Genomic DNA, 15,372 nt, shown 5'->3' on the forward strand with positions numbered 1-15,372 from the left:
GTGCTGTGTGTGGTGCTGGGTTTTATCAGTGGTTGACGATGGTGGAGACGATGTGGGCGGCCTGGTCCTCCCACTGCGAGTACAGGGAGCCGTTGAAGGAGTCCTGGACGTCCTGGGCGGCGCGGTGCAGGGACATGCTCTGGTAGCCCGACGGCAGGTTCTTCAGGAACGCCTTGGCCGCGTAGGTCGGGTCGTTGAGCTGGCTCGGGGTGCCCCAGCCGCAGGACGGACGCTGCTGGAACAGACCCAGGGAGTCGTGGTCGACCGCGACGTTGAGGTTCTGGAGCTTGGATTCCTGCATCGAGGTGGCAACGGCGATGGTCGCGGCGTACGGGGACAGGTGCATGTCCTCAGCGGCCTTGACGATGGAGGTGGCGTTGGACCACTGGTCGGAGTCCAGGGTGATGTGCGACTGGCTTCCGACGGTGCCGGTGGGCTCGAGGGTCGCGGTGGTGGAGCCGGCGAACAGGCTGGTCGGGGTCGCGGCCTTGGCCGTGGCCTTCGCGGGGGTGGTGGTGGTCTTGGTGGTGGTCTTGGTGGTGCTGGCGGCGGTGGCCTTGGCGGTGCTCGCGGTGGCCTTCACGCTCGCGGGGGCGACGTGGGCGGTGGCGGGCTTGGCCGGGGCGGTGGCGGCGGAGGCGGTCAGCGGGGCGACGCCGACGCCGACGGCGGCCAGGGCGAGCGCGGCGGCGGGGTAGCGGCGCGGGCTGGAGATGAAGGTGCGGAACGCGGAGGTGGACATGCGGTTCTTCAGCACGAGTTCTAGAGCCTCTCCTTCGGCCGCCTACCGGGTTAGCTGACGGGTTCGGGCGGAAGGGGAGTTCGCCCTACAGCCCCTGCACGCGGCGCACGCGGGCCCTTGACGCACGGGGGGTGCGTTCTCGGGCGGTGCGGTGGTGCGGGGGGCCGATTCACCCCGGGGGACCGGCACGGTTGAGTGCCTGGTACTGATGGGTCCCCGGCTCCGATCGGGTTCGCGCTGCGGGAGCTTCGTCGACCGCGGCGCCGCCCGGGTATCGGACTCGGCGGGTGCCCGGTGCCGGAACTTGTTTTCACGGCGTGGACCGGGCCACGACAGGAACATTACCCGAGATGCCCGGTATGTCCAAATTCCGGCGGAAATTCAACCGACCGTAACGACGCCATTACTCCTCGCTCAAGAAATAGCGCCGTAAATGCCGGGAAATTGCCCGTGCCGAAGGCTCTGAACTGCGCGTTAGCTGCAATCGAGGCTTATTGCCCATGAATTGTGCGCTCAGTTCCGCCGAATCTACGGAATGTAATCGGCGGCTTTCTCGTCGATAACCCGGGCATCGCGCGGGCCCGATATCTCGCCCTATGAATTCACTCGACTTCACTGTGTGACGAGCGGCCGCGACGGGCCGCCCGGTCCGATAGGCGGAGCCCCCGCCGCCGCGCCGCCTCCGCCCCTTTGTGCATCCCCCGGACCGGGCTTAGCGTGGTGAGCACGCGCAGGGACGATATATCCACATTTGAGGGGAATCATGGAACGATCCTCTTCAGGGAAGCACGTCTCCGAAACGCCCGGGCCGGGCGCCTCCGGCGCGCATCAGGGCGCCGCCCCGGGCCGTGGGCCCACCGGTGGCACCAACCCCGGCACCGGAGCCGCCGAGCAGGATTCGGGCCGCTGGATGGTCCTCGCGGTCGTCAGCATCGCGCAGCTGATGATCGTGCTCGACATCTCGATCGTGAACATCGCGCTGCCCGACGCGCAGAAGGCACTGGGCTTCTCCAACGGCGACCGGCAGTGGATCGTCACCGCCTACTCGCTCGCGTTCGGCGCGCTGCTTCTCTTCGGCGGGCGGCTGGCGGACCAGGTCGGCCGCAAACGGATGTTCGTCGCCGGCCTGTGCGTGTTCGCCGTCGCCTCGTTCCTGGGCGGGATCTCACCCAACTTCGCCGTGCTGGTGATCGCGCGGGCGATCCAGGGCGTCGCCGGCGCCACGCTCGCGCCGGCCGCGCTCTCCCTGCTGTCCACGACGTTCCCGGACATGCGGGAGCGCGGCAAGGCGTTCTCCGTCTTCGGCGCCGTCGCCGGTTCGGGTGCGGCCATCGGGCTGCTGCTCGGCGGCGTACTGACCGAGTACCTGAGCTGGCGCTGGACGCTGTTCATCAACGTCCTGTTCGCCGCCGTCGCGCTCATCGGCGCGCTGCGCTACCTCGGCCACGAGCGGCCGCACGAGCGCCCGGGCCTCGACCTGCCCGGCACCGTGCTGGCGTCGGTCGGCCTGTTCTGCCTGGTCTACGGCTTCTCGAACGCCGATCGCCACCCCTGGGGCGCGCCGTCCACCTGGGGCTTCATCGTGATCGGCGGGGTACTGCTGCTGGCCTTCTGCGCCCGCCTGGCCAGGACCCCGGACCCGCTGCTCCCGCCGCGAGTCGTGCTCGACCGGGACCGCGGCGGCTCCTTCCTGGGGATGTTCCTCACCGGAGCCGGGATCTTCGGCGTGTTCCTGTTCCTGACCTTCTTCCTGCAGACCTCGTTGAACTACTCGCCCGTTCTGACCGGGCTGGCGTTCATGCCGCTGGTGATCGCGCTCATCATCACGGCGACCATCTCGACCACCGTGATGCTCCCGCGCATCGGCCCGAAGTTCCTGATCGGGCCGGGGATGGTGATCTCGGCGGTCGGCATGGCGTGGCTCACCGGCATCAGCCTGAGCAGCAGCTACGCCGGGGACATCCTCGGCCCGCTGATCCTGGTCGGCGCCGGGCTGGGCATGGTGTTCGCCCCGGCGCTGAACACCGCGACCTACGGCGTGCACCCGCGGGACGCCGGCGTGGCCTCGGCCACGGCCAACACGGCCCAGCAGGTGGGCGGATCGATCGGCACGGCGCTGCTGAACTCGATCGCGGCCACGGCGCTTGCCAGCTACGTCACCGCGCACGCCGCGGACCACGTGCCCGCGCCCGAGCTGCAGGCGCAGGCCGCCGTGCACAGCTACCAGGTGGTGTTCTGGATCTGCGCCGGGATTTTCGCGGTCGGCGGCGTCATCTGCTTCCTGCTGATCCGGGCTGGCAAACAGGAGCCCAACCCGGAGCCGGAGCCCGAGCCCCAGCCGGCTCCGAGTCAGCCGGCGAACGTCCCCGGCGCGTAGTCGTACCCGGCGTCCTGGAGGAACTGCGCCGGGTGCGTCTCGTGCCCCCGGACACTGAGCCGGAAGTACAGGGCGCGCCGGGTCAGTTCGGAGCGGAAGTTGCCGCCGATGTTGTGCCCGAGTAGGTAATGGGCGAGCAGCAGGTCACCGGCGCGCCCGATGACCTGCTCGGGCTCGGGCAGCTCGATCGGGGGGTAGGCGCAGAAGCGCTGGGGGCCGTGCTCGCGGAAGTACGCGGCATGGGTCAGGTGCGTGCCCGGCCACACCCACAGGTTTCCGGAGTCCTCGCCGAGCTGATCGGTCATCAGTATCCCGGCCAGCAGAGTGAAGGTGCCGCGGATCGGGCCGTCGATCGGTTCGGCGTGCGAGGTGTCGATGTGCGGAGCGCCGGGGCGGTGCGAGAAAGGCGGGATGTTCAGCGCGACCTGCACCTGCCACGGCGGCACGAGGGTGCCCGCGCCGGTCAGCTGCTCGGCGAGAGCGAAGGCCGGACTGTCGGCGAGCGTCGCCGCCAACGCCGCCTCGGCCTTGGTCTCGAGGAAGTAGAAGTGGTTGCCGCGCGTCTCCGGCGGGGGCGGGTCCGCGGCGATGATCTGATTGATCCGCCGGCCGGCCGAGGCGAGCACGTCGGGCGGCACCACTCGGGGGATCAGGAGGAACCCTCGCTCGGCGAATTCGCGGACCTGCTCGTCACTCAGCACGCGATCGACCATAGGCCGCCGACGGCGACGCGCGCGAAGCATTTGTTCCCGCGCGCGGATTGTCCGGCGCCGGGAATCGGTGATAGCAATGGAGATGTGACCGTCGAGCGCGCCCTCCCGATGACGCTGGTCACACGTGGCCACATCGACCTCTGCCGGGTGTGGTCCTGCTCGTGTCGCGCGGCGCTCTGACCGCGTCCGCGACGCCATCCGATGTCTTTCGCAGAGGTGGAACAACACGTGCACGAATCTGTCCTCGATGTCATCGGCGGCACCCCGTTGATCCGGCTCGGCCGGGTCGGAGCCGGACTGCCCGCCCCCGTGTATCTGAAGGCCGAGTTCCTCAACCCCGGGATGAGCGTGAAGGACCGTGCCGCGCTGGCGATGGTGCTCGCGGCCGAGAAGTCCGGCGGGCTGCGTCCCGGCGGCACGATCGTGGAGAGCACGTCCGGGAACACCGGCATCGGGCTGGCCATCGTGGCGGCTCGGCGCGGCTATCAGTGCATTGCGGTGCTGCCGGACAAGACGAGTCCGGACAAGATCGCCGTGCTGCGCGCGTACGGCGCCCGCGTCGTGCTGACCCCCGCGGCGCTGCCGGCCGAACACCCGGAGCACGTGCGCAACCTCGCCCAGACCATCAGCATGCGCACTCCCGGCGGCTGGCTGGCCGACCAGTACGACAACCCGGCGAACCCGCAGGCGCACGTCGAGGCGACCGGCCCGGAGATCTGGGAGCAGACGCAGGGCCGGGTCACCCACTTCGTCGCGGGCATCGGCACCGGCGGGACGATCACCGGGACGGCGAGGTACCTGAAGCAGGCCAGTGCCGGCTCTGTCCGGGTGATCGGCGCCGACCCGCACAGCTCGGTCTACGGCGGGGGCGACGGGAGCCCGTACGCGGTCGAGGCCGTCGGGCACTACCTGCACCCGGAGACCGCGCGCGACGTCTGGCCGCTCTCCTACGACGAAGCGCTGGTCGACCGGGTCGAGCGGATCGGTGACCGCGAGTCGATCACGACGGTGCACCGGCTCGCCCGCGAGGAAGGGCTGCTCGTCGGCGGCTCGTCCGGCACGGCCGTGGCCGCCGCCCTGCGGGTCGCCCGCGACGCCGCGCCGAGCGATCTCGTGGTCGTGATCGCGCCGGACTCCGGGCGCGGGTACCTCTCGCGGTACTTCAACGACGAGTGGCTGCTCGCCATGGGCTTCCAGGACGGCGCCCCGGACACACCCGTCCTCGGCGACCTGGCCGCGGCCGCCGGCGCGCCGCTCGCGATTGCGTTGCCCGCGACGGCCATCGAGGCGCTGGCCGTCGTCGCCTCCCGTGGCTCAGGGCTCGAAGACGGCCTCGCTCTCGTGGTGCTGAACCGCACCGGCGGCGACGAGACGTGGGCGGTGCCCGACGTGGCCGGAGTGCTGCCGCTCGCGGAGTTGCGCGCACTGCCGGACGACGAGCCGCTCGGGCCGTACCTGCGGCCCCTCCCGAGCACCGCCGGGTCCGGCGAGGCCATCGCGGAAGCCGACGCGCGTCTCGATCCGGACCAGCGGTGGATCCCGGTGCTGCACGACGGGCGCATCGCAGCCGTCGTCGCGCGCTCCGACCTGGCCCGTTCCCATCTGGCCGTGGCCGCGGCCGTGCCCGGCATCGAGGAGGTGCGGTGAAGCTCCACGTCCTGCATGAGAACCCTGACTGGTATCCGCCGTTCGCAGCAGCCTTCGACGCCGAGGGCGTCGCGCACGAGGAATGGCTGCTGGGAGAGGGAAGCCTCGATCTGGACGCCGAGCCGCCGCAGGGCGTGTTCTGGTCCCGCATGAGTGCGTCCTCTTATACCCGGGGTCACCCCTGGGCCAAGGACCACACGCGGGCCGTCCTGTGTTGGCTCGAGGCGCACGGACGGCGCGTGGTCAACGGCCGCCGCGTGCTCGAGTTGGAGATGAGCAAGGCCGAGCAGCTGACCGCGCTGCGCCGGGCCGGGATCGCCGTCCCGCGGACCATCGCCGTCGTCGGCGCCGGCCCGGGCGAGCGGGCACGCGGAATCCTCGACGCCGCGGGCAGGATCGGTGCGCCGTTCATCGTCAAGCCCAACCAGGGCGGCAAGGGACTGGGCGTGCGGAGATTCGACTCCGTGCGTGAACTCGCCGAGCACCTCGACGGGCCCGCGTGGGAGCCGCCGGTCGACGGGGTGAGCCTGGTGCAGGAGTACATCCGCGCCGCAGAGCCCTTCATCACCCGGGTGGAGATCGTCGGCGGCGAGTTCCTCTACGCCCTGACCGCGGACACCGCCCGCGGCGGATTCGAACTCTGCCCGGCCGACGCGTGCGCGGTCCCGACGGAGAGCATCTTCGCGCTGCGCAAGGGATTCGAGCACCCGATCATCGAACGCTACCTCGCGTTCGCGGCGGAGTACGGCATCGAGATCGCAGGCTTCGAGTTCATCGAGGCCGACGACGGCAGGATCCTGACGTACGACGTGAATACCAACACGAACTACAATCCCGAGGTCGACGCCGCAGCTCCACGCTCGGCGCCTCGGCAGATCGCCCGGTACCTCACCTCACTGCTGGACGTCGAGGCCGCCCTGGCCAGCGCGCACGTCCGGGAAGGACGCTGATGCGCTTCGGATACTGGATGCCGGTCTTCGGCGGCTGGCTGCGCAACGTGCCCGACGAGGGCATGAGCATCGCCTGGCCCTACATCCGCGACCTCGCGGTGCACAGCGAGCGGCACGGCTTCGACCTGACCCTGATCGCTGAGCTGAACCTCAACGACATCAAGGGCCACCGAGCCCCGTCGCTCGACTGCTGGACCCTCGCCCCGGCCGTCGCCGCGGTGACCGACACCCTCGAACTGATGCTGGCCGTGCGCCCGAACTACCACCACCCCGCCGCGACCGCGAAGGCCCTGTCCACGCTCGAGACCATCGCGCCCGGCCGCGTCTCGCTCAACGTCGTCTCGTCCTGGTGGAAGGACGAAGCCGACCAGTTCGGCGCCCCCTTCGACGTCCACGACGCCCGGTACGCCCGCACCGAGGAATGGCTCGGCCTGCTCGACCGCCTGCTCAGCGAGCCGTCGGTGACTCACGACGGCCCGCTCTACCGGCTCGCGGGTACCGAAGTCGAGCCGAAGCCCGCGCGCGTGCCCACGGTGTACATGGGCGGAGAGTCCCCCCGTGCGAAGGAGGTCATCACCGCCCTCGGCGACTCGTACGTCATGCACGGCGACGCGCCCGAAGTCATCGCGCAGAAGATCGACGGCATGCGCGAGCTGCGGCACGAGGCGGGCAAGCCGCCGCTGCAATTCGGCATGGCCGGATACGTGATCTGCCGTGACAGCGAGGACGAGGCGCAGGCCGAGCTGGAGCGGATCCTGGACGTGCGCTCCTCGACCGAGGCGTACGCCTCTTATCGCGACTTCGTCGAGGGCTCGCAGCTCGAATCCCACGTCTCGCTCGAGGAATACAGCGTTTCGAACCGGGGCCTGCGTGCCGGGCTCGTGGGCACGCCCGAGCAGATCATCGAGCGCATCCGCGCCTACGAGAGCGCGGGCGTGGACCTCTTGCTGCTCCAGTTCTCGCCGCAGCACGAGGAGATGGAGCGGTTCGGGAGGCAGGTCATAGCGCCTTGGCGGGCGGCGGGGAGCTAGACCCGAGAGGGGGACGTCGCGTCAGGCCGCGTCGCCGAGCCCACCCCTGGAGCGGCCAGACGTGCCAGGCTGTGCCGCATGGTGAACGACTACGACAGCTTTGCCGAGGCGTACGCCGCCGAGACCGAGTCCAACCTCGTCAACGCCTACTACGCCCGGCCGGCGATGCTGAATCTGGCCGGGGACGTGGCGGGGCGGCGGATCCTGGACGCCGGGTGCGGGGCGGGTCCACTGCACGCGGCGCTGCAGGAGCGCGGCGCCATCGTGACCGGGATCGACTCGAGCGCCAAGATGCTCGAATTGGCTCGGAAGCGGCTCGGGGAGGATGCGGATCTGCAGCTGGCCGACGTGGCCGGCCCGCTGCCCTTCCCGGAAGGCTCGTTCGACGACGTCGTCGCGTGTCTGGTGCTGCACTACCTGGAGGATTGGACGGAGCCGCTCGCGGAACTTCGGCGAGTGCTCAAGCCCGGTGGCCGGCTGATCGTGGCAGTCGACCATCCGGTCGTGCAGAAGCTGTTCAACTCGGAGTTCGACTATTTCGCGATCAGCAGGCGCTCCGAGGAGTGGACGATCGGCGGGCACACGGCTCAGATGAGCTTCTGGCACCGCCCGCTGCAGGCGATGACGGACGCCTTCACCGCGGCCGGTTTCCGGATCTCTGTCATCAGCGAGCCGCCGCCCGCGCCGGGCGCCTGGGAGCTGTTCCCCGAGGATCTCGGCCATCGGCCGGAAGGGGCCGCCTTCCTCTGCTTCCTGTTCTTCGTCCTCGAGGCCGTGTAGCGGAGCGACGGCGTCCGCGTCCGGTCAGGCCTCTGAGTCTCCCCGGGCCGCCGCCTCGATGAGCTGCTCGATGCGCGCGGCGCCGTAGGCGAACTCCGCCTCGATGTTCAGCCCGGCGAACCGGCCGCCCGCCTCGGAGGCGGCGAAGCCGTAGACCAGTGTGGAGAGCATCCGCTCCAGGCTGTCGAGCTCGTGCTCCGGCACGCCCGCCGAGCGCAGCGCGCGGAAGACCGCCTGCCGCGGGCCCTGGGCGCCCTCGGTGACGGCGCGACGCTGGAACAGCAGCATGAACAGATCCGGATAGCGGCGCGCGATGGCCCTGACGTTCTCGGCCATCGCGCGCAGCGCCGTGCGCCAATCCGTGCTCTGATCCGCTTCGGGCACCGCGATCTCCGCCATCAGCCGTTCCACCAGGCCGTCGAGCAGGCCTTGCTTGTCGCCGACGTGCCGGTAGAGCGCCATCGGCGTCACCTCCAGCCGCGCGGCCACGGCGCGCATGGTCACGGCGGCCAGGCCGGATTCGGCGGCTAGGTCGAGGGTGGCGTCGAGCACCTGGGTGCGGCTGATCCGGGCGGGTCTCACGGGCTTGCTCCTGTGGACGGTCGACGACATTAGGATACATTGTATATATACGACGTATAGTTACTGGGAGGTAGCCATGCTCGAGGCCTGTGGCCTGCGCAAACGCTGGCGGTCCGGACCCGCGCTGGCCGGCTTCGACCTGCGGATCGAGGCCGGCGAGGTGTGCGGCCTGCTCGGGCACAACGGCGCCGGCAAGACGACCTTCGCCCGCATCTGCGCCGGTCTCGAACGGCCCGACGCGGGACGCGTACTCCTCGGCGGCGTCGATCCGCACGCTCGGCCTGCCGCGGCACGGTCGCTGGTGGGGCTCGCCCCGCAGGAGATAGCGCTGTACCCGACCGCCACGCTGCGCGAGAACCTGCGCTTCTACGGCGGACTCGCCGGCATACGGGGGCGGACGCTGCGGCGGGAGATCGGCGAGATCAGCGAGGCGCTGATGCTCACCGAGCAGCTCGACCGGACCGTGGCCACGCTCTCCGGCGGTCAGCAGCGGCGTGCCCAGGCTGCGACCGCGCTCCTGCACCGGCCGCCGGTGCTCCTGCTCGACGAACCGACCGTCGGCGCCGACCCGGTCACCCGCCAAGCGCTGCTCGCCGTGGTGCGTGACCGTGCCGATCAGGGCGCAGCAGTCTGCTACACCACCCACTATCTGCCGGAACTCGACGAGCTGGACGCCACCGTGGCCGTCGCGCAGGCCGGGCGCGTCATCGCACGCGGCGGCCGGGCGCAGCTGCTCGCGGGCCTGCCGAGCCGACTGGTGCTCGGCTTCTCGGCCGGCGCGCCCGACGCGCTCGCGGCGCAGGCGGACAGGGCCAAGGACGGTGCCCTGAGCTTCATCACCCCGGGCCCCGCCCAGACGCTGGCCCAGATCCTCGCCTCGCTCGGGTCGCGGGCCGCGGACGTCGAACGGGTCGAGATCCACGAACCAGACCTCGATGACCTCTACCGCCACCTGACCCGCGAGAGCGCCGAGGCCGAATATGTCCACTGAGACTCCCGCTGTTTCGCTTGCGCCGCGCGGTCGCGCGCCGCGTCAGGCCTCTGTCGTGGCTCGGCACACCGCGATCCTGCTGGCCCGGGATCCGGGGACTGTCCTGGCCTACACGGTCATGGCCATGGTCCTGCTGACCGTGCTGCGGCCGGTCTACGAGCGGCTCGGAACGTTCGGCGGCCCGCCGATCGACCAGGAGGCTCCCGGGACGGCAGTGATGTTCACCCTGCTCGCCCTCGACGTCGCCGGCCAGAGCCTGCTGTCCGAACGCACGTGGCACACCTGGGACCGGCTGCGCGCCGGGTCGGTCGGGCCGTTGACCGTCTTGGCCGGCAAGGCGATCCCGCTCACGGCGCTGTTCGCGCTGCAGCAGGCGGCGCTGTTCGCCTTCGCCGACGCCGTGTACGGCTTCGACCTCGCCGCCGGGTCGTGGCGGCTGGCACTCGTGGTCGCGGCCTGGAGCGTGTGCGTGACCGGGCTCGGCCTCGCCGTCGGGGCGTGGGTGCGCAGCCAGGGCCAGCTCTCGGCGGCGGCCGACATCGGCGCGCTCGCCGTCACCTGCCTGAGCGGAAGCCTCGTGCCGCTGCCGATCCTGCCGCACTGGGTCGCGCAGGTGGCGCCGTGGACGCCCGGATACTGGGCCCTGCGCGGCTTCCAGGCCGCCGTGGAGGGCGACGCGGCGACCTTCGGCCGTACCCTGGCCGTCCTGATCGGAATCAGTGCCCTGGCCTTCATGGTGGCGGCGGCCGGCGTCCGCCCGCGACGATCACCGGCTCGGGAGCGATCGAGGTAGTCCGAACCAGGGCAGCACACTGTTCTCAAAACGGACCAGTGCGCTGATGCGGTCGCCGGCCAGCGTCAGCACGTAGAGCCCGGTCGCGTGGCTGACTCCGCCCGGAGTGCGCACGTAGGCGCCGAACGCCGGCTGGCCGTTGGCGCGCGTCGGCACGAGGTCGAAGCGGCGCCCGGAGCTGAGAAGGGTGGCGTAGAACCCGGCGACGACGTCGCGACCCTCGTACTCCAGCGGCATCGGCGGCATCGAGGTGAAGACGTCGTCGGTCAGCAGCTCCACCAACGCGTCGATGTCGGCCGATTCCCAGGCGCGGGCGAACTTGGCCACCAGGGCGTCCTCGCCCGCCGACCCGCCGGCCGGCGGCGGCCGGTGATCAGGGCTCGAAGTCGCCCGCTGCTGCAGGCCGGCCCGCGCGCGTTTCAGGGCGCTGTTCACCGAGTCGAGTGTCGTGTCCAGCATGTCGGCCGCCTCTGCGGCGTGGAAGCCGAGCACGTCGCGCAGGATCAGCACGGCGAGCTGGAGCGGCGGCAGAAGCTGGAGGGCCGTGACGAACGCCAGCGAGACAGATTCGCTCTGCTCGTACCGGGCCTCCGGTCCCGGCGGCAGGTCCGGGCCGCCGAAGAGGCCGTCGATGAGGGCATCGGGGAAGGGCTCGAGCCACACGACCTCGCCGAGGCGGGTCGGCTCGGGCGGCTGCAGGCCCGGCACGTCCCACGCCTTGGCCGGTCGCCGGCTGATCGTGCGCCGGGCGTCGAGGCAGCGGTTGGTGGCGATGCGGTAGAGCCAGGTGCGCAGCGAGGCGCGTCCTTCGAACGCGCGCAGTCCCTGCCAGGCGGAGAGCAGCGTGTCCTGCAGGGCGTCCTCGGCGTCTTGAAGCGACCCGAGCATCCGATAGCAGTGCACCTGCAGTTCTCTGACATGCGGCTGCGTGAGTTCCTTGAACGCTTCGCCGTCTCCGGCCCGCGCACGCGAGATCAGCTCTGCCGACACCACGATCGCACCACCTGCTTCCTGCTCCGTCAGTCCTCGGTCCGCTTCACCTTGTGCAGACGCCGGCCCACCGGCGAACTGGGCGGTCTGCGCGCGCCCAGTTTTCAGCACGCCCGGCGCCTGTACCGGTGAACGTCCACGAAAGCAGAGGAACAGGGAGAACGTGATGGGGAAGATCGTGGTCAGCAGCAACGTCTCGCTCGACGGGGTGGTCCAGGACCCCGACGGCGAGGAGGGTTACAGCTTCGGCGGCTGGTTCGGCCGGTCCGGTGGCAAGGATCTCGTGGAATGGCAGAAGGTCCAGCTCGCGGAGGCGCTCGCCGCGCAGGCGCTGCTGCTCGGCCGGCGCAGCGACACGTGGTTCGCCACGCGCTGGTCCGAGCGCACCGGCGCGTGGGCGGACCGGCTCAGTGCTCTGCCGAAGTATGTCGTGTCCGCGACGGTGGAGAAGCCGGCGTGGGGCAACGGCGTCGTGCTCAGCGGCGACCCGGTACAGGAGGTCGCGAAGCTGGCGAAGGCCGTGGACGGGGACATCGTCGTCTACGGCAGCATCCAGCTCGTGCATGCGCTGTTCGAACACGATTTGGTCGATGAGCTGCGTCTCTACGTCTTCCCGGTCGTCGTCGGCGCGGGTGAGCGACTGTTCCCCGAATCCTGGAGCAGCAAGCCGATGCGCCTCGCCGCGTCCCAGACGGTGGGCGACTCTCTCACCTCGCTCACCTACCGGCCGGTCCGGGAGAACTGACCCGCAACGGCCGGGTACGGCCCTGGCAGCGCCATGATCCGCTGCCAGGGCCGTGCCCGATTCAGCAGCCTGTCTTACGAGATGACGGCGCAGCTCGGGGTCGAGCTGGTGCCGTTCGTCTGCTCAGTGGCCATGGTGGGGGAGGACTGACTGCCCAGCGCCGGGGTGGCGGTGAGCTTGAGGTTGTTGGTCTCGCCGGTGAAGCCCTCTTCGACGCAGCTGGGCGCGCCGGAGCTGGTGGATGTGAGCGCCGTCACCGCTTCCAGGGTGTTGTTGGTGCCGAAGTTGGCCGCACTGCCGCCGCCGTCTCCGTAAACGCCCCACTCGGCGGTGTTCCAGAAGCCGGCGAGGCCGACCTTGGTGTCCTTGCCGGTGACCGTGGACGCCGTGCCCGAGCCGACCGAGACCGACACCGCGTCGTTCCCGCCGGAGGCGGCGGTGGCGGTGAGCTTGACCGTGGCCAGCTGCGCCGCGGTGATCGCCTTGACCGTGGTGGCCGAGCTGTTAGTGTAGCAGTCCCCTGAGTACGAGTACCAGCCCGAGGGGCAGGTGGCCTCATAGTCGATCAGCCAGTACTGCATGAAGAGGTCGCCGGTGCTGCCGCCGTTGAAGGTGTAGACGAACTGCTGCCAGGCCAGGCAGTTGGCCGGCACCGAGGCCTTCGCGCAGGCGGAGCTGCCGGAGAAGAACTGGCTGTTGAGCTGGAGCGAGAACGAGTTCGCCACCTGCGATCCGGAGCCGTTGACGGCCCCCTTCTCGGAGATGTTCGAGCTGACGTTCGCGAAGGTGCCGACCGCCTTGGAGATCTTTCCGGAGACGACGGCCGAGTAGTCGGTGCCGTCGCCGACGGTCAGCGGCGTGGCGTGCGCGGCGTGCGCGGCCGGGTTCGAGGCCTGGGCGAGCCTCGGCACCAGCGGGACGTTCGGCGCGGCCACGCACGCGACCGCGTGCCAGGACAGCGACGGGTACGAGGCCTGGTAGCAGCCGGAGCCCTGCTCCGGCACCTTCGAGATGGCGGCCTGCCAGCCCGCCTTCGCGGCGGCGGCGGCCGCCGGGTTCGTCGCGGCCGAAGCGCTGGCCGCCGGCAGCAGGGTGGCGCCGGCGAGGGCGATCGCCGCGATCGCGGTGAACGCCAGCTTCCTGATATGACGTGGGTACACGTGGGTTCCTCTCGGTTCTTCACCCGCCGGGTGGCAGCACCACCCGGCCGTATTCGTATAGTGATGAAGGGGGCTGCGATCCGGAAGAGGTCCCGGGAAGATTTTCCTCCCGCCACGGTGTATAAGAAACTTACATAAGTTCGTGATAGAGTCCCCCCGTGCCCGACGATCTGGACGCCGGTGCCGTGGCGGCGGCGGTCGAACGCTTCAACGGCTTCTACATCCGCCTGCCGGCCGTGCGAAAGCTGAGCTTCACTACGCTGTCCGTGCTGCACACCCTCGCCGAACGCGGCGCGCTGCGCCTCGGCGAGCTGACCGCGACCGAGCAGGTCTCCCAGCCGGCCATCACGCAGATGGTCACCAAGCTCGAGGCCGAGGGCCTGGTCGAACGTCACCCGGATCCGCGGGACGGCCGCGCGGTCCTGGTGCGGCTGACCCCTGCGGGCCGCGCGATCGTGACGGCGCGGCGCGAGGACCGGGTCGGCCGGCTCACCCCGCTGCTCGACCGGCTCGACCCGGCCGAGCGGGCCGCGCTCGCGGCCGCGCTGCCCGTCCTCGAACACCTCGCCGCGCTCGCGCGACTCAGCGAAGGACGACCATGACCGGCCTGCGAACTCCATCCCCGACCCCGACCCCGACCCGGACCCGCATCCACGTCCCCGACGCGACCCTCGAGGATCTGCGTCAGCGCCTTGCCCTCACGCGCTGGCCGCAGGTATCAGAGAACAGTGACGGCCGCTACGGACTGCGCGGCGCGTATCTGCGGGAGCTGGCAGAGTACTGGCGCGACGCGTTCGACTGGCGCGCAGCCGAGGCCGCGATCAACGTATTCGAGCACTACCACGTGCAGATCGACGGCGTGCCGGTGCACTACATGCGCCGGCCCGGCGTCGGGCCCGCGCCGAAGCCGCTGATCCTCAGCCACGGCTGGCCGTGGACGTTCTGGCACTGGGCGAAGGTCGCCGAGCCCTTGGCGGACCCCGGAGCGCACGGCGGCGACCCGGCGGACGCCTTCGACGTGATCGTCCCCAGCCTGCCGGGCTTCGGCTTCTCCACCCCGCTCGCCGAACGGCCCGACCTGAACTTCTGGAAGATCGCGGACCTCTGGCACGCACTGATGACCGACGTGCTCGGCCACCCCAGGTACGCCGCCGCCGGCTGCGATGTGGGCGCCCTCGTCACCGGGCAGCTCGGCCACAAGTACGCCGACGAGCTCTACGGCATCCACATCGGCTCCGGCCAGAAGCTGGACATGTTCACCGGCGACCGCGGCTGGGACCTGAGCGGCGGCCACCCGATCCCCGAGGGCCTGCCGGCGGACGTCCACGCCCGGGTGCTCGAGCTGGACCGGCGCTTCGCCGTCCACCTGGCCGCGCACGTCCTGGCCCCGGACACGCTCGCCTTCGGCCTGGCCGACTCGCCCGTCGGCATGCTCGCCTGGCTGCTCGAGCGCTGGATCAACTGGAGCGACAACCACGGCGACATCGAGACCGTCTTCACCAAAGACGAGCTGTTGACCCACGCCACCATCTACTGGGCCACCGACTCGATCGCGACCTCGATCCGCACCTACGCCAACAACAACCGCTACCCGTGGACGCCGTCGCACGACCGGAACCCCGTGATCGAAGCCCCGACCGGCATCACCTTCGTCGCCTACGAGAATCCGCCGGGCGTAGCCACCGACCAACGGGTGCGGCACTTCGCGGACAGCGAGCGCGGCGGCTGGTACAACCACGTCAACCTCACCGTCCACGAGCACGGCGGGCACTTCATCCCCTGGGAGATCCCGGGGGAGTGGGTCGAGGACCTGCGCCGCACCTTCCGCGGAAGAAGCTGACAGAGGCGGAACGGGACGCGCGGACGTGCGA

At 70.5% G+C, this 15,372-nt stretch carries 15 protein-coding genes; 10 read left to right on the plus strand and 5 right to left on the minus strand.

Annotated features, from left to right (window positions below; translation table 11 throughout):
- Nucleotides 1-25: 25 nt before the first annotated feature.
- Complete coding sequence (locus ACTRO_RS48465) at nucleotides 26-757, minus strand: hypothetical protein (protein ID WP_051452216.1); 732 nt, start codon at nucleotides 755-757, stop codon at nucleotides 26-28.
- Nucleotides 758-1,505: 748 nt separating this feature from the next.
- Between ACTRO_RS48465 and ACTRO_RS41930 the strand changes: the two genes are divergently transcribed.
- On the plus strand, nucleotides 1,506-3,119 hold the full coding sequence (locus tag ACTRO_RS41930; RefSeq protein ID WP_084316948.1) for an MFS transporter: 1,614 nt from the start codon (nucleotides 1,506-1,508) through the stop codon (nucleotides 3,117-3,119).
- On the opposite strand, the gene ACTRO_RS41935 is transcribed toward ACTRO_RS41930, so the two are convergent.
- Complete coding sequence (locus ACTRO_RS41935; RefSeq protein ID WP_034279065.1) at nucleotides 3,092-3,820, minus strand: phytanoyl-CoA dioxygenase family protein; 729 nt, start codon at nucleotides 3,818-3,820, stop codon at nucleotides 3,092-3,094. The genes ACTRO_RS41930 and ACTRO_RS41935 overlap by 28 nt on opposite strands.
- Before the next feature lie 240 nt (nucleotides 3,821-4,060).
- Between ACTRO_RS41935 and ACTRO_RS41940 the strand changes: the two genes are divergently transcribed.
- The 4 genes from ACTRO_RS41940 to ACTRO_RS41955 all read left to right on the plus strand — a co-directional run bounded on the left by ACTRO_RS41940 (nucleotide 4,061) and on the right by ACTRO_RS41955 (nucleotide 8,240).
- On the plus strand, nucleotides 4,061-5,479 hold the full coding sequence (locus ACTRO_RS41940; RefSeq protein WP_211244614.1) for a PLP-dependent cysteine synthase family protein: 1,419 nt from the start codon (nucleotides 4,061-4,063) through the stop codon (nucleotides 5,477-5,479).
- Nucleotides 5,476-6,429, plus strand: a complete 954-nt coding sequence (locus ACTRO_RS41945) for an ATP-grasp domain-containing protein (protein ID WP_034272112.1) — start codon at nucleotides 5,476-5,478, stop codon at nucleotides 6,427-6,429. The genes ACTRO_RS41940 and ACTRO_RS41945 overlap by 4 nt, the downstream gene beginning before the upstream one ends.
- Nucleotides 6,429-7,460, plus strand: a complete 1,032-nt coding sequence (locus ACTRO_RS41950) for an LLM class flavin-dependent oxidoreductase (RefSeq protein ID WP_034272115.1) — start codon at nucleotides 6,429-6,431, stop codon at nucleotides 7,458-7,460. Before ACTRO_RS41945 ends, ACTRO_RS41950 begins: the two co-directional genes overlap by 1 nt.
- Nucleotides 7,461-7,538: 78 nt before the next feature.
- Nucleotides 7,539-8,240, plus strand: a complete 702-nt coding sequence (locus tag ACTRO_RS41955; protein WP_034272118.1) for a class I SAM-dependent methyltransferase — start codon at nucleotides 7,539-7,541, stop codon at nucleotides 8,238-8,240.
- A gap of 24 nt (nucleotides 8,241-8,264) precedes the next feature.
- Here ACTRO_RS41955 and ACTRO_RS41960 read toward each other — a convergent pair whose 3' ends face one another.
- Nucleotides 8,265-8,822: a TetR/AcrR family transcriptional regulator gene (locus ACTRO_RS41960; protein WP_034272120.1), complete on the minus strand. Its 558-nt coding sequence runs from the start codon at nucleotides 8,820-8,822 to the stop codon at nucleotides 8,265-8,267.
- A gap of 76 nt (nucleotides 8,823-8,898) precedes the next feature.
- Here ACTRO_RS41960 and ACTRO_RS41965 point away from each other — a divergent pair, with 76 nt between their 5' ends.
- Nucleotides 8,899-9,813 (plus strand): ABC transporter ATP-binding protein, encoded by a 915-nt coding sequence (locus tag ACTRO_RS41965; protein ID WP_034272122.1) that lies wholly within the window; start codon nucleotides 8,899-8,901, stop codon nucleotides 9,811-9,813.
- A gap of 55 nt (nucleotides 9,814-9,868) precedes the next feature.
- Complete coding sequence (locus ACTRO_RS41970) at nucleotides 9,869-10,606, plus strand: ABC transporter permease (protein ID WP_245594643.1); 738 nt, start codon at nucleotides 9,869-9,871, stop codon at nucleotides 10,604-10,606.
- Here ACTRO_RS41970 and ACTRO_RS41975 read toward each other — a convergent pair.
- A complete protein-coding gene (locus ACTRO_RS41975) occupies nucleotides 10,580-11,599 on the minus strand; it encodes an RNA polymerase subunit sigma-70 (protein ID WP_034272129.1) in 1,020 nt (339 codons plus the stop codon). The two genes, ACTRO_RS41970 and ACTRO_RS41975, sit on opposite strands and share 27 nt — an antisense overlap.
- 163 nt (nucleotides 11,600-11,762) lie before the next feature.
- On the opposite strand from ACTRO_RS41975, the gene ACTRO_RS41980 reads away from it, so the two are divergent.
- Nucleotides 11,763-12,341, plus strand: coding sequence for a dihydrofolate reductase family protein (locus ACTRO_RS41980; protein WP_034272130.1), 579 nt, complete (start codon nucleotides 11,763-11,765; stop codon nucleotides 12,339-12,341).
- 74 nt (nucleotides 12,342-12,415) lie between these two features.
- Here ACTRO_RS41980 and ACTRO_RS41985 read toward each other — a convergent pair whose 3' ends face one another.
- Nucleotides 12,416-13,501, minus strand: coding sequence for a hypothetical protein (locus ACTRO_RS41985; RefSeq protein WP_051452220.1), 1,086 nt, complete (start codon nucleotides 13,499-13,501; stop codon nucleotides 12,416-12,418).
- 158 nt (nucleotides 13,502-13,659) lie between these two features.
- Here ACTRO_RS41985 and ACTRO_RS41990 point away from each other — a divergent pair, with 158 nt between their 5' ends.
- Nucleotides 13,660-14,103, plus strand: a complete 444-nt coding sequence (locus ACTRO_RS41990) for a MarR family winged helix-turn-helix transcriptional regulator (RefSeq protein ID WP_034272133.1) — start codon at nucleotides 13,660-13,662, stop codon at nucleotides 14,101-14,103.
- Nucleotides 14,100-15,341 carry an epoxide hydrolase family protein gene (locus tag ACTRO_RS41995; protein WP_157436747.1) on the plus strand — a complete coding sequence of 414 codons (1,242 nt, stop codon included), beginning with the start codon at nucleotides 14,100-14,102 and terminating at the stop codon, nucleotides 15,339-15,341. Before ACTRO_RS41990 ends, ACTRO_RS41995 begins: the two co-directional genes overlap by 4 nt.
- The last annotated feature ends 31 nt before the right edge of the window (nucleotides 15,342-15,372 follow it).

It is taken from the genome of Actinospica robiniae DSM 44927 (assembly GCF_000504285.1).
In the GTDB taxonomy this organism is placed as follows: domain Bacteria; phylum Actinomycetota; class Actinomycetes; order Streptomycetales; family Catenulisporaceae; genus Actinospica; species Actinospica robiniae.